Source organism: Minwuia sp. (assembly GCF_048007105.1).
Classification (GTDB): Bacteria; Pseudomonadota; Alphaproteobacteria; order Minwuiales; family Minwuiaceae; genus Minwuia.
Window position 1 is genome coordinate 3928283 of record NZ_CP180352.1, and the last position, 21452, is coordinate 3949734.

A 21452-nucleotide genomic window follows, 5' to 3' on the forward strand; every position below is an offset into this window, starting at 1 on the left:
GATCAGCCCTTCAGTGCTTCCACGATCTCCCGGGCTTCCTCGTCCCTGATGTCGGGCAATGCGGTCTCGATCGCCGCAGACAGGTTCCGCTCGGCATTCGAGATGGAGTTGTGGAGGGCCGATGCCGTGTCGTGGCTGAGCGACGCCTTCAGCCGCACGCCGGCCTGATCGAAGATCAGCCGCTCGTCCGAGGGACCGGCCGGTGAGTCGCCGAGACGCTCGACGACGGCGCCCAGCCGCCGGGCCTGCTCGGACAGACGCTCGGCGCGCTCGCCGAAGCTCACGCCCAGCGCGTCATCGACATCCTCCGCCTCGCGGGCTTCGTCCCGCGCCGCGTGCAGCACTTCCATCAGATCGTAAAGCGCCACAAGCACGTCGTTGATCGCGACGACCTGATCGTCTCTCAGAAGCTCCATCGTTCCGGTCCGTTCTACTCAACCAATGCTTATCTGGTGTCTGGAACGAGAACCTCCAAGGCCCGCGGCAGAATGCCGAAGCGCGCGGGCGTGGTTTCGATGACCTCGCCGTCGACATTGATGTCCTGGACCGGATCGGTCTCCAGATGCAGCGAACGCAGCCGGAGTGTCTTCACATCCTCGCGCCGCCGCAGCGCGCCGAACTTCAGGAACGGCAAAAGCTTAAGCATGCCCAGCGGACCCAGCGGCCGGATGTAGTAGACGTCCAGCCAGCCGTCATCGATGGCCGCATCCTCCTGGATGGTCAGGCCGCCGCCGTAATGCACGCCATTGCCGACCGCCATCAGTGTGGACTTGAAGGTGCGCCGGTGCTCGCCCCAGGAAAGTTGAACCCGGAACGGCTCGGTATCGCGGTGGGCGTCGAGCCAGCTCATCGGGTAGCTGAGCAGCTTCCATTTCTGCTTCCGCCCGCTCTCGTGATGCCGGGCGACCCGGGCCGAAAACCCCATGCTGGCAACATTGAAGAACGGCCTGTCGTTGATGGTGCCCAGATCGATCCGCATGGTCGCCCTGCCCGCAGCAATCGCCGCAGCGCGCTTCAGGTCGAACGGAATGCCGAGCGTGCGGGCGAGATCGTTGGCGGTCCCCAGCGGCAGGACTCCGACAGGGCGGCCCGCGGCGATCAATGCCGAGGCGGAACGGCTGAAGGTGCCGTCGCCACCCCCGAGCACGATCCGGTCGGCGGTCTTCGCACCGTCCAGGATCATCTTCGGAATGTCGCCGGGCGAGCGGGGCCGCTGGAACTCGACTTCGAAACCGGCTTTCTCGAGCGCCGCGACAGCGATGTCGGCCGGCTGGCAGCACCGCTATCCTTGTTGACGATAAGCAGCGCGCGGCCCGCGGACACGCTCAGCCTGCGTCGGTTTCGGGACGGAACGCGTAGCGGCCATCCTGATCCCGCGGAATCTTCATGATGCCGTTCGCCCGCAGAACGATCTCCCCATCGGCTTCCAGCCAGGCATTGCAAAAGGCCATGCGCGGCGTCGCCTTCACCAGTTCCGTGCGTCCCTGCACCCAGGCGCCCAGCTTCGCCGGAGCGAGATAGTCGCAGTTCAGGTTGATGGTCGGCAGGAACAGACGCCGCTTCATCAGCACGGCTGCGCCGAAGCCGATCTGGACATCCACCAGCGTCGCCAGCATGCCGCCATGGCAGGTGCCGACCGGGTTCAGGTGCTTCTTCTCGACACGGAAGGCCAGATGGGCCTCGCCGTCCGTGACGCGGGCGTAGACCGGACCGACCAGCCCGAACATGCCGTCATGGGCGCCGAAGACCTTGAAGCCGGCCGGGACATCGGCTGTTGCGGGTGCGTTCATGGGAAAATCTTCCTCGGGTCCAGCATGTCGTTCTCGTTGTCGGGGCGGTCTGCGACCTTGAAGATCCCGCTCCCCCGGGCGATCAGCACGCCCTCGTTCTTCACGATGCGGCAGTCGGTGAAGACCGTGCTGCGTCCACGGCGCAGAACCTCGGTCCGGCCCTGTACCCAGTCGCCGATCGCAGCCGGCGCGATGAAATCGACCGTCACCGCCACCGTCGGAATGAACTGCGCGGTATTCAGCTGATAGTTCAGCGCGGAATTGAGCTGCATGTCGATCATGGTCATCAGCATGCCACCATGCAGCCCGTCGGCGGCATTGGTGTGACGGCGTTCCACACGGAAGCCCATCAGCAGGTAACCATCCTCCACCTTGTAGTAGAGGGGCCCGTTTTCGGCAGCGAAGGGCGACGGGATATCGGTGGTCCGGAACCCCTCCGGAATGTCGAAACTCATGAAACCTGCCGCGCCACGTCCGCCATGAAGGCTTCCATGCGACCGACGCTGGCTGAAGCGTCGCGCCCCGCCAGGTTGAGCATCAGGTGGTTGAACCCGGCTTCTTTCAGTTTCGCCACATCCTCGGCCACCGCCGCCACGGAACCGGTCAGAATCATGCGGTCCCCGTCCCTGTTCTTCACTTCCTCGCCGATGGTATTCCAGTGGCTCCAGTAGGCCAGATCGATGCTCGCCATGTCGCGGCCGGCCTCGTCGGCGAAGCCTTTGAGGCGTTCCAGCCGCCGTGCGATCCGGCCATGGGTATCCAGCGGGAACTTCGGATTGTTGCCGATGGGATACCAGCCATCGCCATGGCTGACGACCCGTTTCAGGGCCGGTGCGCTCTCGCCTCCGATCCAGAGCGGCGGATGTGGCTTCTGAACCGGCAGCGGCCGGGTCGAGACGTTGGCGAACTTCACATAACTGCCGTCGAAGCTCGCGATCTCGTTGGTCCAGACGGTGCGGAAGGCCTCGAGATATTCGTTCGTCACCGCGCCGCGGTCGGCATAGTCGGGCACCTGAAGCGCCTTGAACTCCTCCTCCATCCAGCCTGCGCCGCAGCCGATGGTGATGCGCCCGCCGGACAGGTTGTCGATGGTCGCGATCATCTTCGCCGTCAGCAGCGCCGGCCGATGCGGCACCACCATCACCGAAGTCAGCATGCGGAGCTTCTCCGTCAGCGCCGCGGCGTAGGCGCAGGCGGTCAGCTGGTCCATGCACTCGCCCGGTCCCGATCCGGGGAAGCTGCCGTCGGCGCTATAGGGATAGGTGCTGTCGATGTCGGTCGGAATGACGATATGATCGGGGACCAGCATGTAGGCATAGCCCAGCCGCTCGCCCGCTTCGGCGAGGGTGCGCAGGCCGGCGGCGTTGGCGAGCGGGCCGCGGGTGAACCAGGCGAATCCGAAATCCATGTCTCTTCCCATCCCATTCCGTCAGAGCGGCGGCGACCATAGCGTCAGCACCGGAACGGTAGAAGCATGATATCCTCGGGCGCACGCGACTTCGCCCTGAAGCGGCGCGTCGGCCATCTCGCCACCGCCAGCGCCGAAGCCGTACCGCATGTCGTCGCCATCTGCTTCGCCATCGTGGACAGCCGTATCTTCATCGCCATCGACGAGAAACCGAAGTCAGGCGATCCGCTGCAGCTGAAGCGGTTGCGTAACATCGCCGAAAACGGGCAGGTCTGCATGCTGGTCGACCGCTATGACGACGACTGGTCGAAACTGGGATGGGTCATGTTCCGCGGCCGCGCCCGGATCGTGGCGACCGGCGGCGACCACCCGCAAGCCATCGAACTGCTCCGCGAACGCTACCCGGCCTATGCCGGCATGGACCTCGAAGGCCGCCCGATGATCGAGATCACGGTCGAGACCGTCACCAGCTGGGGCGACCTTTCGGGCTGACAGGGCCAGATTTCCGTTGCCATTCCGGCTGCCCCGCACAGTTATGGCCCGACGAGAACGCAGCCCGAGAGTCCGCCGATGTACACGCCCCGCCACTTCCGTATGTCCGACACGGCTGAATGCCATGACCTGATCCGCCAGCACCCGTTCGGCGTGCTGGTCAGCGGCAGCGCGGACGAAGCGCCCTCGGCAAGCCACCTGCCCTTTCATCTGGAGCCCGACGAGGGACCGATGGGCACGCTCTACATGCATCTGGCGCGCGCCAACCCGCAGGCGGCGACCCTCGATGGCCGGCCGGTGCGCTGCGTCTTCTCCGGCGCCCACGCCTATGTATCGCCGACCTGGTACGAGACCGCGCCGGCCGTGCCGACGTGGAACTATCTGGCGGTTCACTGCATCGGCCGAGCCGAACGGGTGGACGACAAGTCCGCCATGGAATCGCAGATGGCCGCGTTGGGCCACGACTATGAAGCGGAGAGCGGCTGGCGCTTCGATGCGCTGCCACAGAAATACCGGGATGGCATGATAAAGGGCATCGTCGGCTTCCGCGTGCCGATCGACGAGCTGTTCGGCAAGGCCAAGCTGAGCCAGAACAAGTCCGAGGCCGATATCGCCCGCTCCATCGAGGGGCTGGTGCGCTCTGACCGCCCCGGCGACCATGATCTGGCAACGCACATGAAGAACCCGCCGAGGAGCAGCGACGCCGAAGGTTCATGACGGGTTCAGTATGTTGTAGAAGCTGAAGGTTCCGGGACCTGCTTCCGCCCGGACCCAACGGAGGACGGCATGCGCAACGGAATATGGCTGATGACGGCGGCTGCGGTTCTGCTCGCCGGACAGGCCCTGGCGCAGACCGCGGGCGACAATCAGCCGGAAGCCGAAGTCATCAAGATATATGACGAGAACACACTGACCCCCGACGACATCCGCGCCTGCCTGAAGACGGATCAGGACATCGTCGCCATGGAGGCCCAGCTGGCCGACTACGAGAAGACCCTCGCCGGATTCCAGCAGGAGATCCGCGATCTGGCCGCCGATCTCGACCGCCGCCGCAAGCAGATCGACGGCACCGACGCAAAGGCCGTCGATGCCTACAACAAGCGTGTGGACCGGCACGGCGCCATGATCGACCGCTACAACACCAGGTTCCTGCCGACGCTCGCGGAACGTCGCTCGAAGCTCAACGCCGCGATCGACACCTACAACACCGATTGCGCCGACAAGGCCTATTTCGAGGAAGACTGGCTCGCCGCCGTCGAGGAAATGGGCATCGAGGATCCCCGCGCCCAGGCCGGCGGCGGGAAGTGACGCCTACGCGCTGCGCCTGACGCGCTGGCCCGGCCGGGCGCCCGTAGGCGCACCATCCTGCCAGACCGGCTGACCGTTCACGAAGACCCGCTCGATCCCCGCCGCCGGCGTCTTCGGCTCAGCGAAGGTCGCGCTGTCGATGATCGTGTCCGGATCGAACAGCACCAGGTCGGCAGCGAAGCCCTCTTCCAGACGTCCCCGGCCCTTCAGTCCGAAGGTCTCGGCGGTCAGCGACGTCATCTTGCGGACCGCCTGCTCCAGCGTGAACAGGCCGCGGTCGCGGGCGTAATGGCCAAGCACGCGCGGGAAGGTGCCCCAGGCCCGCGGATGCGGGTGGCGGTCCATGACGATGCCGTCGGAGCCGATCATGGTATCCGGCCAGGCGAGGATCCGGCTCACATCGTCCTCGTCCATCGTGAAGTAGATCGCGCCGCCCGGCGACAGCCGCTCCGCCGCCTCGATCATCGAACAGCCCATCTCGTCGGCAATCTCCGAGAGGTCGCGGCCCGTGGCCTCGGGCATGGTCTTCGACCATGTGATGATCACGCGGCTGCTCTGGTCTATGCGGTCGGGCTGCAGGATGGTCGAAGACGCGGTGTAGGGATAGGCGTCGACGCCGACGGTCTGATTCTCCCGCGCCGCCGCGATCATCTCCAGCGTTAGCTTCGACTTCCCCTTGTTCGCCGCGCCGGTGCACTTGTGGTGGGAGACGATCACCGGCACGCCCGCGGCGCGGCCGATGGTGAAGGTCTCTTCCAGCGAGTCCGTGACGTGATCGGCCTCGTCGCGCATGTGGGTGACGTAGAGCGCCTTGTGCTTCGCCAGCACCTTCGAGACCCCGATCACTTCCTCGGTCGGCGCGTGTTCGGCAGGCGGATAGTAGAGCCCGGTCGAGAGGCCCAACGCGCCCTGCGACAACGCCCGGTCCAGCAGATCGCACATCTTCCCGATTTCGGTTGCCGTCGCCGGTCGGTCGAAATCGTCCATGAAGGCATTGCGCAGATTGATGTGGCCGCAGAGGCAGGCGTGGTTGATCGCGGCGGGCCTGGCCTCCAGCGCGCCGAAATAGTCGTCGAAACTCTCGAAGCCCGGCTCGCCGGAGCGGTTGATCAGGTTGAGCGGCGGCGGGCCTTCCGGCCGGCCCGGCAGAAACGGCGCGGCGCTGACGCCGCAATTGCCGTTGATCACCGTGGTCACGCCCTGGCTCGCCTTCGGCGTCATGTCGGGGATGTCGATCAGCGCGCGGTCGTCATGGCAGTGGCTGTCGATGAAGCCCGGCGCCAGCGCGAGTCCCTTCGCATCGACCACCTCCCGCGCAGCGCCCGGGTCGACGGTCCCGATCTCGGCGATGCGGCCACCGGAAATGGCGAGATCGCCCTGCCGCGACGGCCCGCCGGAGCCGTCGATCAGGCGCGCATTGCGGATCAGAAGATCATGATCAGGCACCGGATACGTCCTTGCCGGTGATCTGGGCCAGCTTCTCCTCGACCATCCACAGCCGGTCGCCGCCCCAGAACAGCTCGCCATCGACCGCAAAGGTCGGGACGCCGAAGACACCCATGTCGATGCACAACTGCCGCTCGCGCTCATGGCGCTCCATCCCCGGCCCGGCGAACCAGTCGTCGAAGCCGGCAGGGTCCGCCCCGACCTCGGCCAGCACGCCCTTCACCGCTTCGGGATCGCCGAGTTCCAGATCGCGCTGGAAGAAACGCTCGAAGGTGCGCCGGATATAGGGATACAGCACGCCTTCTTCCTCGGCGTAGGTCATGCCGATGCCCGCAGGCCGGGAATCGAAGATCTTCTGCGGCCCCAGAACGGTCAGACCCTTCCTGTTCGCAAGCCGCCGGGCGTCCATGTAGGCGTATTTCACCTTGCGCCATTCGTTCTCGGAGCGGGTCTCGACCGCGCCCAGAAACTCCGGGATGTGGAGCGTGTAGTGGATCCAGCGGAAGTTGACGCCATAGCGCTCCTCCAGCGCCAGAATGTCGTCCATGACGATGTAGGCGAAGGGACTCTTCAGATCGGTGAAGTGAAGCAGTTCGGTCATGCCGCCACCTTCAGATGACCAGTCTTCACGTAGAGCGTGCAGCCGGTGTCCGAGAATGGTTGGTGACGCGATCCGTCGGCGAAGCGCATCCAGGTGCCGGCGGGGTAGCGGCCGCCGCCGTCCCGCAACTCGCCCTCGATGACGAAGACTTCCTCGCCGCCCTCATGGACATGGTCGTCGGCCTTCGTCCCCGGCGCCATGCGGGTCAGCCAGATCTTTTCCGGATAGCCTGCCTCGTCGAAGACATAGAAGCGCTCGAGGCCCGGCTTGATCTCGCGCCAGCCGGCCTCGTCCTTTGTGTCGACCCGCCGCGTCGGCCTCTCCTCGCCCGGATACTGGCAGAGCTTCACGAACAAAAGCGCGCCCTCATCGGTCTTCGGCGCGTGCCGCGATCCGGTCGGCAGCAGGGTAAAGCTGCCCTTCGGGTAGCGACCGAACTCGTCGGCGAAGACGCCGTCGAGCACCAGAACCTCCTCGCCAAGTGGGTGATCGTGCATCGGAAATCCGGCGCCCGGATCGAAGCGCACGACCGAAGTAACCATGCCCTTCTCGTTATCGCCGACCAGTTCCAGCCGCTTGCGCCAGACGCCCGGTGAGGGGCTTGCCTGCCAGTTCATCTGGTTGGTGTTGATGACGACGGTCTTCGACCTGTCGCCGTGAAGATTTGCCATGATCACTCTCCCCGAAGCCGCTGCGAAGGCGGTCACAGCATGCTAGGCTGCACGCTACCGGCGGGGGGTCGGGCTTACAATCGGTTACCGGGTAATGGCCCGGTTGCATCGCGATGGCGGCTAGAATTGCGCGGTCGCGGAACGAGGGCGGAGAGATGACCTTCCAGCAGGCGGCCATCGCCAGCATACGCTTCGGACTCGGCGCCCGCCCCGGCGAGATCGAGGGTCGGGCGGCTGACCCGGGCGGCAGCCTGATCGCCGAACTGATAAAGCCCGATACGTCTCATGGCCTTTTCGACAGCCGGCCGACCAGCGCCCTGATGATCTCGCGTTTCATGCGCGAACGCGACAAGGGGGGCGACCGCGCCATCATCCGCCTGTTCAAGCAGGACTTCCGGCAGACCTATCTGGAAGAGGCTGCCCTGAGAACCGCTGCCGCCGTACGCTCCCGGACGCCCTTCGCCGAGCGGCTGGTGCATTTCTGGTCCAACCACTTCACGGTCTCGGCGCGCCGGGCGATCCTTGCCGGACTGGCCGGGGCCTACGAGCGCGAGGCGATCCGCGCCAGCCTGAACCTGCGCTTCGAGGACATGCTGCTGGCCGTCGTCCGGCACCCCGCCATGATCCTATACCTCGACAACGCCCTCTCGATCGGACCGAACTCGCGGATCGCCCGGCGCCGCGACATCGGCATGAACGAGAACCTCGCCCGCGAGGTGCTGGAACTGCACACGCTCGGCGTCGATGGCGGCTATGGCCAGGCCGACGTCGTCGCGCTGGCGAAGATGCTGACCGGCTGGAGCATTGCCAAACCCGACAACTCGCCAGAGCCCGGCACCTTCCGCTTTTATGCCCGTGCCCACGAACCGGGCGCGCAGACCCTGCTGGGCCGCCGCTATGCCGAGGATGGCAAGGCCCAGGCGGAAGCGGCGCTGCGCGATCTGGCGCGCCACCCCGCCACCATCCGCCACGTCGCCACCCAGCTGGTGCGGCACTTCACCGACGACGCGCCGGCGCCGGCCGACATCGACCGGATCGTGGCCGTCTGGCAGGAAACCGGCGGCAGCCTGCCGGCCATCCACGGCGCACTCGTCGGCCTGGACAGTGCGTGGCAGCCGTTGACCAAGCTGAAGACCCCGAACGACCTGCTGATCTCGACATTGCGCGCCAGCGCTTTCGACCAGTCCCAGCGCTGGACGGTCGCGGCGCTGGACCTGCTGGGCCAAGCGCCCTGGAACGCGCCATCGCCGAAAGGCTGGGCCGATACGGCGCCGCAATGGCTGAGCGCGGACCAGGCCATGCGGCGCGTCGAGTTCGCCAATCGCTGGGCCGAACGGGCGCCGGTGCGCCGCGACGCCCGCAAGCTGGCCGCCGAGGCGCTGGGTCCGCTGATGGGCACCGCCACGGAACGCGCCATTGCCCGCGCCGAAAGCGCCGAACAGGGGCTGGCCCTCGCCTTCGCCGCACCAGATTTCCAGAGGCGCTGACCATGGCAACGATCTCCCGACGCTTCCTGATACGCTCGGCCTCGGCCGCGACCCTGGCCGCGTCTACTCCGGGGCTGGCGCGAGCCGCTGCGCCCGGCGCGAAACGCTTCCTGCTGGTGATCCTGCGCGGCGGCGTGGACGGGCTGGCCGTGCTGCCGCCCATCGGCGACCCGGATCTCGCGCGGCACCGCCCGGACGCGACGAAGGCGCTGCATCTGGGCGGACGCCGCGATTTCGGCCTGCATCCGGACCTGACCGCGCTCGCCGGTCTCTGGCGTCGGAAGCAGCTCGTCGCCTTCCACGCCATCGGCACGCCCTATCGCGACCGCTCCCATTTCGACGCCCAGAACGTGCTGGAGTCCGGCCTGCCCGAACCGAGGGGCAGCGCCGACGGCTGGCTGAACCGGGCTGTGCTGGCCGCGCAACTGCCCGAGGCGGTCGCGATGAATATCGGTCCGCGGCCTTCGCTGGTGCTGTCCGGCCAGGCCCAGGTCGGATCCTGGTCGCCGAACGGCCTGCCGCCGGCCGATGACAGCACCCTCGCCCGGATCGCCGACCTCTGGTCCGCCGACAGGCTCCTCGGCCCCTATCTGGAACGCGCCATCGACCAGCAGGCGATGACCGGCAGCATGGACTCCCCGATGGACGGCGCCCGGGCCGAAGGCCGCTCCATCGTGCCGCTGATGACCGGGGCCGCCGAGTTGATGTCGAAACCGGACGGCCCGCGCATCGTCGCGCTGGACAATGCCGGCTGGGACACGCATGTGCGGATGGACGCCGCGCTGGGCCGCAAGCTGGGCGATCTCAACCGGGGTCTCGAAGTGCTGATCGAGGGTCTGCAGCCGGTCTGGAACGAGACCGCGGTGCTGGTGGTCTCGGAGTTCGGCCGGACTGCGGCGATCAACGGCAATCAGGGCACCGATCACGGCAACGGCGGCGCAGCCTTCCTGTTCGGCGGCGCGGTGCAGGGCGGCCATGTGATCGCCGACTGGCCGGGCCTCGGCCCGCGCGACCTGCTGGATGCGCGCGACCTCAGACCCACGCTGGACGTGCGGCAGCTCTTCCGGGCAGTACTTCACGATCATCTGGCCTTCGCCAGCGCGCCACTGGGACAGACGATCCTGCCGGGCGTCCGCCCGTCGCGCGCCTTCGAAGGCCTGTTCCGCACCTGAGCGGCGTCAGTTCACCGTCGCAAAACCCCAGTCGCCGCGGTCGCCCGCCGGGAAGTCCTGCGCGGCGATGACCTCGATCCGCGGCTGAACGCCGAGCCGCGGCGGGATACCGAGGCGGAGCGTCCCGCCCGTCGGCAGCCGCCACTCGGTCAGGATGACTGGCAGGACCGAAGACGATCCGAAGAAGTCGGCGATCTCGCCTTCCCGTTCCTGCCGGACCGGCGGCCCGTAGCGGCCGATCAGGAACCGTTCCAGTCGGTCCAGTTGATCGGCGATCTCGTCGGCGTCCAGCCCCAGCGTATCGATCACGGCGCCGGTGCGGCGGACGATGCCGTCGGCCTGCTCGACGATCAGACGCTGACGGCCATCGACCGGGTACATGTCGACCTGGGCGATCAGCAGGGGCTGGTCGCCCAGCCGCTGATCGACGCCGAGCGCGGGCAGGATGATGTCGGCCGTGCGCGCCGGAATGCCCGGCGGCAGCGAGCTGAGTTTCAGGCTGTCCGACAGGGTCGCCAGCGGCGCGGCCGCGGCGATCGCCGGACGCGGCGGCTCCCCGAAGCGGTAGCGGTAGGTCAGCCCGCCAAAGAAGGTGTCGGTCTGCTCGTCGCCATCCGGGTTGCGTCCGAAATAGCCCAGCCGCGCCTCGAAGCGGTGCGGGCCGGTGAAATAGCTGTAGTTGAAGCTCAGATTGTCGGTGATCAGGTCGCTGGCATTGTTGCCCTGGTTGCGCGTGTCCAGCCGGCGGTAGTCGAGACGCAGAGAGTGGTTCTCACGGCTGACGCCGAAACGGGCTGTCGGGCCGTATTCGATCTGGTCGTTCTGGGCGTTGGTGGTCCGCGCGGTCATGCCCAGCGCTCCGTCGAGGTTGTACTCGCCGATGGTGCGGCGGTGGCTGACCTCGCCGGTCGCCTGGTAGGTGACGGTGTCGTTGTTGTTCAGCCGGTCGTCCAGATCGTTGACGAAGAAGCCGACCGAGCCGTTGTAGCCCTCGGCGAGCGGACCCGAGAAATTCGCGTTGCCGGTCCAGGTGACGTTGTTGGTCGATCGCGACTGGTTGCGGTTGTGGACGCGGAAGACGTCCGAGAAGAAGGTCCAGTTCTCCAGGATCAACTCCGGCACAGGTCCCGAAAGCGACACCCGCGCCGACCGCCGCAGCGTCTTGTCGTCGGTCAGTTCCTCCTCGGTCTGCGAAGCCGAGAAGCGGAGGCTGTGATTGCTCTCGAAGCGATAGCTGACATTGCCCTCGCCGCGGTAGCGGTCCGCCCGCGCCTGGCCGCCCAGCGGCGTGAACCCGTCGGTCGCGCGCTCCAGTTCGACGCCGTAGCGCAGCTTGTTGTCCTCGCTGCGGCCACTGAGATCGACGAAGCCGGCCAGCGCCCGTTCATCGCGGACCACATTGCCGTCATTCACGTCGCCGAACAGGAAGGCCATCTCGGCATCCAGCGTCAGGGTCTGGCTGCCGGCGGCGAAGTTCCGCGATCCGGCGAGCGAGGTCACCCACTGGTTCAGCGCATCGCCGGTGCCATCGAAGGACTCCTGGGAACCGTGAACGACCTGCGCCGCATAGTCGCCGAAAGTCACGTGGTTCACGACCAGAGACGCCCCGAGAAAGCTCGCATTGTCCTGGCCGATCAGGTTGTAGGCGGGCGCGGTGTTGCCGGCGCTGAACTGGACCGAGCCCGCCATCTGGTCGGACTGCAGCGATGACGGCTGCAGTTCCAGCTGCGCGCCCTTCAGGCTCCGCTGCAGCGTCGGCCGGGTGTAGAAGGCGAGAAAGTCGCCCATCTCCAGCCGGAACGGCACCGCGGCATCGCCATTGACATACTCGACACCCAGCCGCTCCAGCGTCACCGCGTTGTCGCTCGCCTCGAAATAGTCCGAGGCGTCGCCGGACATGCTGATCTGGCCTTCCAGCGTCTGATTGCCGGTCATCTCGCGGATGAACTGCGCCGAGAAGCCGGTGACGGCGTGCCCCCCGTCGAAGGGGAAGGCGCTGTTCGCCGCCGCGCCGTTGGTCATGTAGTAGTCGCCCTCGGCGCGGGCCTCGCCGCTGACCGACCAGCCTTGCAGGATGAGCGGCAAGCCGCTGTCCTGCGCGAGGGCCTCGCCGGCGGTCAGGGTCGCCAGCGCCGCAAGAGCCGGGGTCAGTCGGCGCATCAGTCGCTGGTCCTCACCCTGATCAGGAATTCGTTGGTGCCCTCACGCCGCTGGAAGTCGCCATTCGCATCGACGAACTCGACCTGGGTATTGGCGCTGAGCGAGACGATGCTGGAACGCTGGACCTCGCCGTTCACCTCGATGAAGGCCTGGTCCAGCGTGGTCACGCCCGTGACCCCGAGCACCCGCAGCCGGGCGTTGCGCGGCACATCCTGGAACAGCACCTCGATGAAGCGGTCGCCGTCGAACAGCGAATTCTGCACGGCGGCGGCGAACTCCGGCTGGTTCCACTTCTCAAGCAGCGCCGTGAACGCCACCCGGACTGCCGCCGGATCGACCGCGACGAAACCGGCGCCTTCGGGCGCCGCGACCTGGTTGTCGCCCAGCGCAGGACCGACCGTCGGAGCCTGCTGCTGGATCACGGGCCGGTTGGGGCCGATGGGCCGGATCTTCCGGAAATCCGCCGCTTCGGCGGCGGCGCCGACGAGCACGAGCGCCAAGGCAACCCATCTCAGCATGCTCATCCCTCCGCGATGCTCAGTACGGTCAGTGTGAAGTTCGATCCGGCGCCGTTGACCACGACCGTGACTGTCACCCGCAGACCGGTGACCGCGACGGTGGTGATGGTGATCTGCGATCCGATGGCGATGGTGCGGAAGTTCGGCGCGGGATCGAAGTTGAAGACGCCGAAGCTGAAGAAATCCGCGTTGGTTGCCGGCGCGCCCGTGTTATCCACCTGCGCCACCAGCGCCTGCCCGTTCGAAATCCGAGCGCAACTGGCAGTCGCCGGTATTGGCGTCGATGTCCAGCGAGGCGAAGAAGAAATTGGCGCCGGCGCCGGCAAGATCCTCCAGCATCTGGACCGAACCCAGGCAGTTGTCGAGGCCGGCCAGATTGTTGTCGTCGTCATCGTCGTCGTTCTGGATGCCGGCGCGCTCCGGGTCCTCCTCGGCGACCGGATCGATGGTCGAGACCGGGTTGTTGCCCGTGCGGTTCTCCACGTCGAGGATCTCGATCCCCTCGATGTTCCGGGCGCGGCCCGCATTCAGGAAGCCGTCCTGCCGCTGCGCCGGATCGGTCTTCGGCTGCACCTGGATCACGCCTTCGCTCGTGGCGTCGGACTGCCCCTGGGCCAGCGCCGGAACGGCTGTCAGCGTGAGCGCAAGGCCGACCGCAGCAAGGAGAGGCAGCCAGCGCATCACTGCACGCCCTCCTGCTGCAGCGACAGCCGGACCGGCAGCGCCACCGCCTGATTGCCCGGCAGTTCCGGATTGACCCTGAGCACGTTGACGCAGAAGCCGGTGGTGATGGTCATCGGTTCAAGCTGCGTTTCCGCCGCATCGAAGACCGCGACATCGGGGTCCGTCTCCCAGCTGCAGCGGATGCCGTTGGCCTCGATGCCCTTGCTCTCGATGTTCAGGATCTGCGCGCTGACGACGACCACCTGTCCCGGCTTCGCGGTCGCCGGATGATCCAGAGCGATCTTGAGGCGGCCGAGGGGCTGGCCGTGAATGGCGGTGACCAGCCTGGCGATCGCGCTGGCCGCCCTGGTTGCGGATCTCGACCTGGGTGACGCTGTTGCGGGCCGTCTCCAGATCGGCGATCTCGTCGTCGCCGTCCGGTACGAGAGGCACGGCGACTTCCTCCCCGCCCCGCTGGAAGACGGCGTTGAAGCCGGCGAAATTGCCGGGGCCGACGACCCGGGCGCGCACGATGTCCGGTCCCTGTTCATCGACCAGTTCGAGCAAGAGCTTGTTCACGGAAAGCCCGAACTGGTCCTCCTTCTCTCCGTCCACGACGTAGAAGGTCCGCCCCTGGGCCGATCCGACGAAGGCCTGGTACTTGGCGGAGATGAAGATCACGGAAGCCTTCGAGATCTCGCCATTGGCGGTGCCGAGCGGCTCCAGATTGATCTCGCCGTTTCGGTCGATCACGCCGTCCCCGCCTGAGAGGATCTGTTCGAAATCGTTGAGCGGCAGGAAGGCGTCGACGCCCCCCTTGAGCTGGCCACGGATCGATATCCGCGCCAGCCGCGAACGAGCGTCGACCGTGGGCGTGATGAAATCCTGCCGCGCGACCGGAACGAAACTTTCTCCTTCGCCACGCAGCCCTATCTGGACACGCTCCAAGATTGGCTGAGCAAGCCGGACGCCGCTGAAAGCCAGCTGTTTGACCGTCCGGCCGCGGTAACGGATTTCGGCCCGGACGGAGATGTCCCGGTTGTCGAAACGGTGCAGTTCGCTCCGGCCCGGATCGATCACCTTCTGCGTATCGAAAGCCATGGCGAGGTTGGCGTTGTCGCCCTGAAAGGTCCCGTCCTGGCGCAGGACAAGCTGATCGCGCCGAACTCCGGAAACACGCCATTCGACCTGCAGGTCGGACGGATCGGCGCCGCCATCCTTCACAATGCGGAAACGGGCTGTCTCGCCCGGCGGCAGGAAATCGTCGCCATCGAGCACCCATGGGCCATCCGGGAACTCGGACTCTTCGGTAAACCCGGTGTTCGAGATGATGAAGCGGCCCAGATCGACCTGGCTGGTTCCCCCAGGCTTGATCACCGACTTCAGGACAACATCCATGGCGCCAAACAGCTCGTCCTTGGCAAAGACAGTGATCTCGCCGCCCTGCGCCGACATGTCGGCGATGAATGTGTCACCGCGGGTCTCGACCTGGACGCCGCCCACGATGTTTCGCATCACCTCGCGGCCACTTTCCAGAATTACAGGGATGCGGACGCGGAGATTTCCGAAGGCCTCCCCAAAGAAATCAAGCCTTCCCCGGCTGCCCTGCCGGGAGGTCAGCCCGTTGATGTCGATCTTCTCCGGATCGACCGAAACGACCCCGATGCCCGGGCTGGTGGCCTCAAGGCGTCCCCGGACTACCTGGTCCTCGGAGCCGCAGACATGGTCGACCTGGCGGATTTCCGTCGCGCCATTGACCTGCGCATGCGCGATGCCCGAGCCGTTTCGGGCGCCGCGCAGGATTGGGGCGCCGCGGTCATTGTCGAATTGCACCACCCCTTCGGTCCGGATCGACACGCCGAAGCGGTTCATCCGGTTCGTGTCGAGCTGGAAACTTCCACGTCTCACAAACACGTTGCGCCGCGCGTTCTGGCAGATCAGTCGTCCCTGATCATTCCTGCGGCAGCTATGCCGGCATTCGCGGCTCTCCAGCGTTCCGAGGGAGACGGAAATGTTCAGTGCGGTGTGGTTGCGGAACCCGGCCAGTTCGCCGAACCGGTTGCTGGAGATCTGACGCGGCCCCTGCAGGCCGATTGAAATACCCGTGACGACCGGCGACGACACATCCTCGATCTTCTGCTCGCGTATTTGAGCGACGAAGAGTTGCTGTCGCAGATCGTTGATCCGGTCGTCGATGGCGTTGGCCTCGGCCGTCAGCGCCGCGAGCGCCCTTTCGTTGGCCTCCAGCGCCTCGAGAACCGGATTGAGCGCGTCGGTAACACGGTCGGCTTCGGCATCGACCTTGATCTTGATGCGTTGCATCGACTGCAGGATGTCCTGCGCGGCCTTGATCACCGGATCGGTCGCCTGGCGGACGATCTCCGACTGGCCCAGGTTCTCAATCAGGCCCTGCCGGCCGACCTTGACCCTGCCGGACAAATTCGCGGCGATCTGATTGAAGGTCTGCTGGGCCTCGTCGATCTGGCGGATCTTATCCTCGAATGTCGGGTCCGCGGCGGCCATGTCGATGGCCAGTCGGACATCCTCGTCGGAGACGTTCTCATCAAGAATGTCGGTGGCGTCGTTGACCCGCTGCAGAAGGTTGTCGGGATGAACGCCACCGACCTTGTCCAGCAATCTCGACATGTCGGCGGACTCGACACCAAAGGCCTGCTTCGACTGGCGAATTCGATCCGCCGATCGTTTCGCGACATCGGCAAGATCGAAGCTGACCTGCGCAACGGATTTCAGCTTCAGGCCGGTCTTGGTACCCTTGACCAGCATCTTCCGGCTGATCGAGTTGCCGGCGAAGTTCGCAAGCGCCTGGCCGGTGCGGATGATGTCGACAACCTTGACGATGGACTTTCCCGCAATCGCCAGCGGTTCGGCCATATCCGATACGAGAAGCTTGCGTGCCTCCAGTTCCAGGATCGTGGCGTGCAGATCGTACTGCGACAGGGTTGTACGATCCGGCTCCTGACCGCGGAAAGTCCTGAAGAGCTTCTTGAAGTCCTCAACCGACTCCTGCGATTCCCGGTAGGCCTTGATGGCCTTGAATTTCTCGACCGGGCTCAGCGCCTTCGCGATCAGCCGTTCCGATTGCCGGATCAGTGAATTCGCGGTGGAAATCATCCGCTCGGGCAGGCGCTTGAAATTCTCGACGGCCGCAAGATCCTCGCGAAGGAAATCGCGTTGCTGCTGCAGGCCCAGAATCTGATCCGTCAGCAGCTCGCGCGCCGCCTCGACGGCACGGAGTTCCTCCCGCGCCTCGTCGATCTGCTTCTGGATGTCCTCAGCCGACTGCGCATGCGCGATGTCCGCCCAAACGGTCAGGACGGACAGCACGGCTACAACACAAACGAAACACCGAATGGTCGATGACGAGAACTTCATTGCGCCAGCGCTCCCTCTTGCCTGTACGCATTCCCTCTTTTCGAAAGAATGCCGCGAAGCCGTGGTTAACCGCAAGTTAACCCTGTCACAGTTCGCAACTTTCTCGCGCGGATCGAGGCGGTCAGGCCAACCGCCGGACGCGCCGGAGAGGTGCGCCTGGCATGTGGACAACCGCATCGGCCGGATGCGCGGCGGGGCCGCTCCTCCCTTGTGTTCGGGGGCCGCAGGGTTCATGCTTCCGGCGCTGGTGTCTTTGTCGGGTGATTGCGGGCAGTTGCGCTTCGCTTCCCGTACGCAGTCGGTCGCCGGGACGCCGAGTACCGCCGGGGTGTTGCCCCGACGCTGAAGTCCACGTTGAAGGAACAGACTATGCCGACAGGAACCGTGAAGTGGTTCAACCAGACCAAGGGCTACGGGTTCATCACCCCTGACGAGGGCGGGCCCGATGCCTTCTGCCATATTTCCGCCGTCCAGCGCGCCGGGATGCAGTCGCTCACAGAAGGCCAGCGCGTCAGCTTTGAGCTCGAGACCGGACGAAACGGCCGCAAGGCTGCCGAGAACCTCGCGCCAGCCGACTGATTTGCCCGAAGGAACCGGAACAGGATTGACGCCCCCGCAGCTGACCGCTGCGGGGGTGTCTTGCGTCTGCCATGACCGGATCCTTCGAAACTGTTGAAGCGGCACTCGCCGAAGTCCGCAACGCACTGGGCGACGGCGAGTATCTGATCGCGCATGACACAGCCGACCAGGCCCTGAAGCTCTGGCCGGACGAGGTTGAATTGCGGCACGCGCTGGTGCTTGCACTGGCGCGAACGGGCGCTGTCGCGCAAGCATGGAAGCAGTTCGACGAACTGGGTCTGGACCGGATCCGGAGCCGGGAGGTTCTCAGCCTCAAGGCGCGGCTTTCGAAGGATCTCGCCATCGGCGCCGATGGCAGGCTCGACAGCGGCTACCTCCAGCAATCCATTTCCGACTACACGGCCGCCCACGAGGTCGATCCGGGATACTTCCCTGCAATCAATGTCGCCACGCTCTCGGCGCTTGCCGGTAATGCGGACCAGGCGGATCGATGGGCGCGGTCGGCGCTGGACGATGCCGACCTGCATCTGGACACCGACGGCTACTATGCCGAGGCAACCCGCGCCGAAGCGCTGCTCTTGTTGGGGCGCACCGACGAGGCTCACCGGTCGCTGCAACGCGCCGCGTCCCTGCCGGATGCGGGAGCCGGCGTGCGGTCGACCACACGAAAGCAGCTCCGCCTGATCTGCCGGAACCTCGGGCTCGACGACACGCTGCTCGATGCGTTGCGCCAGCCCGGCATCGTCCACTACAGCGGCCATATCATCGCGGCGCCCGGCAAGCCGGGCCGCTTCCCGGCGGATCAGGAGGACGAAGTCCGCCGCGAAATGACAGCCTTCTTCGCCGGCAGGCGTTTCGGCCGCGCGATCGGCAGCCTTGCCGCCGGCGCCGATATCCTGGCGGCCGAAGCCGCACTCGAGGCCGGCGTGGAACTGGTCGTCGTCCTGCCGTTCGAGACCGACGAATTCATCGATATCTCCGTACGCCCCTCCGGCGGCGACTGGGTCGACCGGTTCCATGTCTGCCTGGACCAGGCCCGTACCGTCCATTTCGTGACCCAGGACGAGTATCTCGGCGACGATGACCTGTTCGGCTACGCAACCGAGTATGCCCTCGGCCTCACCCGGCTCCGGGCGCAGTGGCTGGACGCCGAGACGCATCAGCTCAGCGTCTGGGACGGCACCGCCGGACCCTCCGCGGCGGCCGGCACGACCCATGACATGGAAGCGGCCCGGCGCGCTGGTTTCGGACAGACCGTCATCCGCGTCGAGCCGGACCCGGACTTCCGCCGCGCCAGCGCCGGTGACGCGCCCGCTCGGGCGTTCAGCCGGAGCCGCCGCGGGCTTATCTTCGGCGACTTCAAGGGCTTCAGCAAACTGACCGACCGCCAGTTGCCCGCCTACATCACGAGCGTGCTGGGCATGTGCGCCGAAGTCTTCGCCCGCTATGACGCGAACCTGAAGTTCTCCAACACCTGGGGCGACGGGATCTTTCTCGTCTTCGACGATCTCGGCGCGGCGGCGAACTGCGCCTTCGACCTGCAGGAGACGGTCGCAGCCATCGATCGCGACAGCATCGGGCTGCCAGAAACCTTCGGGCTCCGGCTCGGGTTTCACTACGGGCCTGTCTATGTGGCCGACGATCCGGTGCTGAAGCGGCCCAACTGCTTCGGCTTCCACGTCAGCCGCGCGGCGCGGATCGAGCCCATCACCCCGGAAGGTTCGGTCTATGTGACCGAGCAGACAGCCGCCTCGCTGGCCATGTCCTGCCCCGACGACTACCGCTGCGACTATGTCGGCACCCAGCCGCTGGCCAAGGGCTACGGCAGCTTCCCGATGTATCACCTTCGCCGCATTGGAAGCTGACTCCCTGCCCGGATGAACCTCAGTCGAGTTCGTCGCAGCGCAGGGTTGTGATGTCGGACCAGACCGGCGGCACGCGTTCCCGGTCGGTCTGTCCGTAGTCGTAGCGGCTGTAGCCGAACACCCTGTCCGGATGTCCGTCATCGTCCGACAGCGGCAGAACGAGGCGTTCGCCGGTGCGCGTCTCGACGCCGTCGCGCACTTCATCAACCACGCCGTACTGAATTTGCGGCACCTCGATGATCGCACGCCAGCGCCGGATCGCTTCCGGATGACGATCGATGCCGACCACTTCCCTGAGGGTCAGGCCACGGATACTGCCGCCCCACGCGGCGTTGATGTTCTCGCCGGCCAGCCTGCAGACGAAATCGTTGCGGGCAGGTTCGTAGCGATAAATCCAGACATCTGCCAGCAGCCGACGGATATCGGCCGGATTGATATCGCGCTGGGTCGGTACGAGCCGTCCGTTTCGGGCGGTCCGCCAGAACACGAAGACAGCGCGCGCGTCGTCTCCCAACTGTCCAAGTCTGTGCATGTTCAGACCTCGCCGGACGCCAGCCTGCAGAATGGCCGGCCGCCGGTCGGGCGCAATGGCGGGTCGCACGCATTGCAGATCAGGCGATCAGATGCGCGAAGGACCCGGAAACCCGGCCGATGCGACGGCCCATGGGCGGCAATTGCCTGCCGTCTGCGGTCTCGGCGTCGAACAGCGGATCGCCGCCAGCCTCGCTCAGGATCGTGGTGTAGTGGAACTCATGGCCCTTCAGCGGCGCGGACCACGGGGCGCCCGGCAGCGGCTTCAGCCGACGGTACCCCAAGTGCAGCCGACGCTTCTCGAACGACGTCTCCAGCGGCAACAGACCGATCATGGCGTGCCGTCCGCCGCCGGCGTCGGTCAGGCCCTCGCCCAACGCCATGTAGCCGCCGCATTCGCCATGGATCAGCGTCCCCCGCTCCGCGGCGGCGCGCATTCCCTGACGGTAGTTCTCCGCTCCGGCCAGAGCAGAACCATGAAGCTCCGGATAGCCGCCCGGCAGCCAGACGGCGTCGGCAGCCGGATCCGGCCCCTCGTCCGCAAGCGGCGAAAACAAGACGATCTCCGCGCCCTGTCGCCGCCAACCCTCCAGCACGTGGGGATAGGCAAAGCAGAAGGCGATATCGGAAGCGACGGCAACACGCTGACCCGGCGGCGGCAGGGTTCGCGCCTCCGGCGACGGTGACACAGGCGCGGCCATCCCGCGGAGTCCGTCGAGATCGACGCTGCGCGATACAGCATCGGCGATGGCGGCAATCCGCGCCTCGACGCCGACGATCTCGGCGGCGGGCACCAGCCCCAGATGCCTCGACGGGATCGAGAAGCCTTCGTCCCGCGGGATGGCGCCCAGCACCGGCACGCCGAGCGGCTTGAGAGCCGCCTCGATCATCTCTGCATGGCTCGGTGCGCCGACGTGATTGAAGATCACGCCCGACACGCCGACATCGCTGCGGAACGTGTTGAAGCCGTGAACCAGCGCGGCCAGCGACTGCGCCTGGTGCGAGGCATCCACCAGCAGCAGCACCGGCAGGCCCAGCATCGCGGCGAGATCGGCGGTCGAGCCCGTACCGTCACGGGCGCCGTCGAACAGGCCCATCACCCCTTCGACCACCAGCAGATCGGCCCTCACCGACTGCGACGCCGCCAGCCCGCGCAGCGTCGCTTCGTCCATGGCCCAGGGGTCAAGGTTGACCGACGGCGCGCCTGCGGCGATGGCGTGGTACATGGGATCGATGTAGTCCGGCCCGCACTTGGCAGCCGCCACGGCGACGCCTGCATTCCGGAACGCCCGCAACAGACCCGCCGTGACGGTGGACTTGCCGGCGCCGGAGGCGGGCGCGGCGATCACGAACCCCCTGGCCTGCATC

At 66.3% G+C, this 21452-nt stretch carries 22 protein-coding genes; 7 read left to right on the forward strand and 15 right to left on the reverse strand.

The window, feature by feature from the left end; all coding sequences use genetic code 11:
• Window positions 1–2: 2 nt before the first annotated feature.
• From ACMVY4_RS19075 to ACMVY4_RS19095, 5 genes are all read right to left on the reverse strand, one after another.
• Window positions 3–416: a hypothetical protein gene (locus tag ACMVY4_RS19075; RefSeq protein ID WP_416897543.1), complete on the reverse strand. Its 414-nt coding sequence runs from the start codon at window positions 414–416 to the stop codon at window positions 3–5.
• Window positions 417–445: 29 nt separating this feature from the next.
• Window positions 446–1261, reverse strand: coding sequence for a lipid kinase (locus ACMVY4_RS19080; RefSeq protein WP_416900354.1), 816 nt, complete (start codon window positions 1259–1261; stop codon window positions 446–448).
• A 64-nt stretch (window positions 1262–1325) separates the two neighbouring features.
• On the reverse strand, window positions 1326–1790 hold the full coding sequence (locus ACMVY4_RS19085; RefSeq protein ID WP_416897544.1) for a PaaI family thioesterase: 465 nt from the start codon (window positions 1788–1790) through the stop codon (window positions 1326–1328).
• Window positions 1787–2245 carry a PaaI family thioesterase gene (locus ACMVY4_RS19090; RefSeq protein ID WP_416897545.1) on the reverse strand — a complete coding sequence of 153 codons (459 nt, stop codon included), beginning with the start codon at window positions 2243–2245 and terminating at the stop codon, window positions 1787–1789. Before ACMVY4_RS19090 ends, ACMVY4_RS19085 begins: the two co-directional genes overlap by 4 nt.
• Window positions 2242–3198 (reverse strand): LLM class F420-dependent oxidoreductase, encoded by a 957-nt coding sequence (locus tag ACMVY4_RS19095; protein ID WP_416897546.1) that lies wholly within the window; start codon window positions 3196–3198, stop codon window positions 2242–2244. The genes ACMVY4_RS19090 and ACMVY4_RS19095 overlap by 4 nt, the downstream gene beginning before the upstream one ends.
• A 66-nt stretch (window positions 3199–3264) precedes the next feature.
• On the opposite strand from ACMVY4_RS19095, the gene ACMVY4_RS19100 reads away from it, so the two are divergent.
• From ACMVY4_RS19100 to ACMVY4_RS19110, 3 genes are all read left to right on the forward strand, one after another.
• A complete protein-coding gene (locus ACMVY4_RS19100; protein ID WP_416897547.1) occupies window positions 3265–3690 on the forward strand; it encodes a TIGR03668 family PPOX class F420-dependent oxidoreductase in 426 nt (141 codons plus the stop codon).
• A gap of 78 nt (window positions 3691–3768) precedes the next feature.
• Complete coding sequence (locus ACMVY4_RS19105) at window positions 3769–4407, forward strand: FMN-binding negative transcriptional regulator (RefSeq protein ID WP_416897548.1); 639 nt, start codon at window positions 3769–3771, stop codon at window positions 4405–4407.
• 69 nt (window positions 4408–4476) lie between these two features.
• A complete protein-coding gene (locus ACMVY4_RS19110) occupies window positions 4477–4998 on the forward strand; it encodes a hypothetical protein (RefSeq protein ID WP_416897549.1) in 522 nt (173 codons plus the stop codon).
• A 3-nt stretch (window positions 4999–5001) separates the two neighbouring features.
• On the opposite strand, the gene ACMVY4_RS19115 is transcribed toward ACMVY4_RS19110, so the two are convergent.
• From ACMVY4_RS19115 to ACMVY4_RS19125, 3 genes are read right to left on the reverse strand one after another with little or no spacing between them, the layout of a single operon-like run.
• A complete protein-coding gene (locus ACMVY4_RS19115; protein ID WP_416897550.1) occupies window positions 5002–6444 on the reverse strand; it encodes an N-acyl-D-amino-acid deacylase family protein in 1443 nt (480 codons plus the stop codon).
• Window positions 6437–7045, reverse strand: coding sequence for a DsbA family protein (locus ACMVY4_RS19120; RefSeq protein WP_416897551.1), 609 nt, complete (start codon window positions 7043–7045; stop codon window positions 6437–6439). Before ACMVY4_RS19120 ends, ACMVY4_RS19115 begins: the two co-directional genes overlap by 8 nt.
• Entirely contained in the window at window positions 7042–7716 is a 675-nt protein-coding gene (locus ACMVY4_RS19125) for a cupin domain-containing protein (protein WP_416897552.1), read from the reverse strand. The genes ACMVY4_RS19120 and ACMVY4_RS19125 overlap by 4 nt, the downstream gene beginning before the upstream one ends.
• Before the next feature lie 155 nt (window positions 7717–7871).
• On the opposite strand from ACMVY4_RS19125, the gene ACMVY4_RS19130 reads away from it, so the two are divergent.
• Both ACMVY4_RS19130 and ACMVY4_RS19135 read left to right on the forward strand, forming a co-directional pair.
• Window positions 7872–9203, forward strand: coding sequence for a DUF1800 domain-containing protein (locus ACMVY4_RS19130; RefSeq protein ID WP_416897553.1), 1332 nt, complete (start codon window positions 7872–7874; stop codon window positions 9201–9203).
• Between the two features lie 2 nt (window positions 9204–9205).
• Window positions 9206–10375: a DUF1501 domain-containing protein gene (locus ACMVY4_RS19135; protein ID WP_416897554.1), complete on the forward strand. Its 1170-nt coding sequence runs from the start codon at window positions 9206–9208 to the stop codon at window positions 10373–10375.
• A 6-nt stretch (window positions 10376–10381) separates the two neighbouring features.
• On the opposite strand, the gene ACMVY4_RS19140 is transcribed toward ACMVY4_RS19135, so the two are convergent.
• The 5 genes from ACMVY4_RS19140 to ACMVY4_RS19160 form a co-directional block, all read right to left on the reverse strand.
• Window positions 10382–12535 carry a hypothetical protein gene (locus tag ACMVY4_RS19140; protein ID WP_416897555.1) on the reverse strand — a complete coding sequence of 718 codons (2154 nt, stop codon included), beginning with the start codon at window positions 12533–12535 and terminating at the stop codon, window positions 10382–10384.
• Complete coding sequence (locus tag ACMVY4_RS19145) at window positions 12535–13053, reverse strand: hypothetical protein (protein WP_416897556.1); 519 nt, start codon at window positions 13051–13053, stop codon at window positions 12535–12537. Before ACMVY4_RS19145 ends, ACMVY4_RS19140 begins: the two co-directional genes overlap by 1 nt.
• 2 nt (window positions 13054–13055) lie before the next feature.
• The gene (locus ACMVY4_RS19150) at window positions 13056–13280 is read right to left on the reverse strand and encodes a hypothetical protein (RefSeq protein WP_416897557.1); all 225 of its coding nucleotides are present in this window, start codon (window positions 13278–13280) and stop codon (window positions 13056–13058) included.
• Window positions 13264–13734 carry a hypothetical protein gene (locus tag ACMVY4_RS19155; RefSeq protein WP_416897558.1) on the reverse strand — a complete coding sequence of 157 codons (471 nt, stop codon included), beginning with the start codon at window positions 13732–13734 and terminating at the stop codon, window positions 13264–13266. The genes ACMVY4_RS19150 and ACMVY4_RS19155 overlap by 17 nt, the downstream gene beginning before the upstream one ends.
• A 120-nt stretch (window positions 13735–13854) precedes the next feature.
• Window positions 13855–17568: a hypothetical protein gene (locus ACMVY4_RS19160; RefSeq protein WP_416897559.1), complete on the reverse strand. Its 3714-nt coding sequence runs from the start codon at window positions 17566–17568 to the stop codon at window positions 13855–13857.
• On the opposite strand from ACMVY4_RS19160, the gene ACMVY4_RS19165 reads away from it, so the two are divergent.
• Together ACMVY4_RS19165 and ACMVY4_RS19170 are read left to right on the forward strand one after the other, a co-directional pair.
• Window positions 17479–17688 carry a cold-shock protein gene (locus tag ACMVY4_RS19165; RefSeq protein ID WP_416897560.1) on the forward strand — a complete coding sequence of 70 codons (210 nt, stop codon included), beginning with the start codon at window positions 17479–17481 and terminating at the stop codon, window positions 17686–17688. The genes ACMVY4_RS19160 and ACMVY4_RS19165 overlap by 90 nt on opposite strands.
• A 71-nt stretch (window positions 17689–17759) precedes the next feature.
• Window positions 17760–19553 (forward strand): tetratricopeptide repeat-containing protein, encoded by a 1794-nt coding sequence (locus ACMVY4_RS19170; protein ID WP_416897561.1) that lies wholly within the window; start codon window positions 17760–17762, stop codon window positions 19551–19553.
• Window positions 19554–19572: 19 nt separating this feature from the next.
• On the opposite strand, the gene ACMVY4_RS19175 is transcribed toward ACMVY4_RS19170, so the two are convergent.
• Both ACMVY4_RS19175 and ACMVY4_RS19180 read right to left on the reverse strand, forming a co-directional pair.
• Window positions 19573–20085, reverse strand: coding sequence for a PAS domain-containing protein (locus ACMVY4_RS19175; RefSeq protein WP_416897562.1), 513 nt, complete (start codon window positions 20083–20085; stop codon window positions 19573–19575).
• Between the two features lie 79 nt (window positions 20086–20164).
• Complete coding sequence (locus ACMVY4_RS19180) at window positions 20165–21451, reverse strand: cobyrinate a,c-diamide synthase (RefSeq protein ID WP_416897563.1); 1287 nt, start codon at window positions 21449–21451, stop codon at window positions 20165–20167.
• Between the last annotated feature and the right edge of the window lies 1 nt (window position 21452).

Bases quoted from the DNA above. Each gene is read 5' to 3' on its own strand.
- ACMVY4_RS19075 (WP_416897543.1), bottom strand. From the start codon at position 416: ATGGAGCTTCTGAGAGACGATCAGGTCGTCGCGATCAACGACGTGCTT.
- ACMVY4_RS19085 (WP_416897544.1), bottom strand. From the start codon at position 1,790: ATGAACGCACCCGCAACAGCCGATGTCCCGGCCGGCTTCAAGGTCTTC.
- ACMVY4_RS19090 (WP_416897545.1), bottom strand. From the start codon at position 2,245: ATGAGTTTCGACATTCCGGAGGGGTTCCGGACCACCGATATCCCGTCG.
- ACMVY4_RS19095 (WP_416897546.1), bottom strand. From the start codon at position 3,198: ATGGATTTCGGATTCGCCTGGTTCACCCGCGGCCCGCTCGCCAACGCC.
- ACMVY4_RS19100 (WP_416897547.1), top strand. From the start codon at position 3,265: ATGATATCCTCGGGCGCACGCGACTTCGCCCTGAAGCGGCGCGTCGGC.
- ACMVY4_RS19105 (WP_416897548.1), top strand. From the start codon at position 3,769: ATGTACACGCCCCGCCACTTCCGTATGTCCGACACGGCTGAATGCCAT.
- ACMVY4_RS19110 (WP_416897549.1), top strand. From the start codon at position 4,477: ATGCGCAACGGAATATGGCTGATGACGGCGGCTGCGGTTCTGCTCGCC.
- ACMVY4_RS19120 (WP_416897551.1), bottom strand. From the start codon at position 7,045: ATGACCGAACTGCTTCACTTCACCGATCTGAAGAGTCCCTTCGCCTAC.
- ACMVY4_RS19125 (WP_416897552.1), bottom strand. From the start codon at position 7,716: ATGGCAAATCTTCACGGCGACAGGTCGAAGACCGTCGTCATCAACACC.
- ACMVY4_RS19130 (WP_416897553.1), top strand. From the start codon at position 7,872: ATGACCTTCCAGCAGGCGGCCATCGCCAGCATACGCTTCGGACTCGGC.
- ACMVY4_RS19135 (WP_416897554.1), top strand. From the start codon at position 9,206: ATGGCAACGATCTCCCGACGCTTCCTGATACGCTCGGCCTCGGCCGCG.
- ACMVY4_RS19140 (WP_416897555.1), bottom strand. From the start codon at position 12,535: ATGCGCCGACTGACCCCGGCTCTTGCGGCGCTGGCGACCCTGACCGCC.
- ACMVY4_RS19145 (WP_416897556.1), bottom strand. From the start codon at position 13,053: ATGCTGAGATGGGTTGCCTTGGCGCTCGTGCTCGTCGGCGCCGCCGCC.
- ACMVY4_RS19155 (WP_416897558.1), bottom strand. From the start codon at position 13,734: ATGCGCTGGCTGCCTCTCCTTGCTGCGGTCGGCCTTGCGCTCACGCTG.
- ACMVY4_RS19165 (WP_416897560.1), top strand. From the start codon at position 17,479: ATGCCGACAGGAACCGTGAAGTGGTTCAACCAGACCAAGGGCTACGGG.
- ACMVY4_RS19160 (WP_416897559.1), bottom strand. From the start codon at position 17,568: ATGGCAGAAGGCATCGGGCCCGCCCTCGTCAGGGGTGATGAACCCGTA.
- ACMVY4_RS19170 (WP_416897561.1), top strand. From the start codon at position 17,760: ATGACCGGATCCTTCGAAACTGTTGAAGCGGCACTCGCCGAAGTCCGC.
- ACMVY4_RS19175 (WP_416897562.1), bottom strand. From the start codon at position 20,085: ATGCACAGACTTGGACAGTTGGGAGACGACGCGCGCGCTGTCTTCGTG.
- ACMVY4_RS19180 (WP_416897563.1), bottom strand. From the start codon at position 21,451: ATGCAGGCCAGGGGGTTCGTGATCGCCGCGCCCGCCTCCGGCGCCGGC.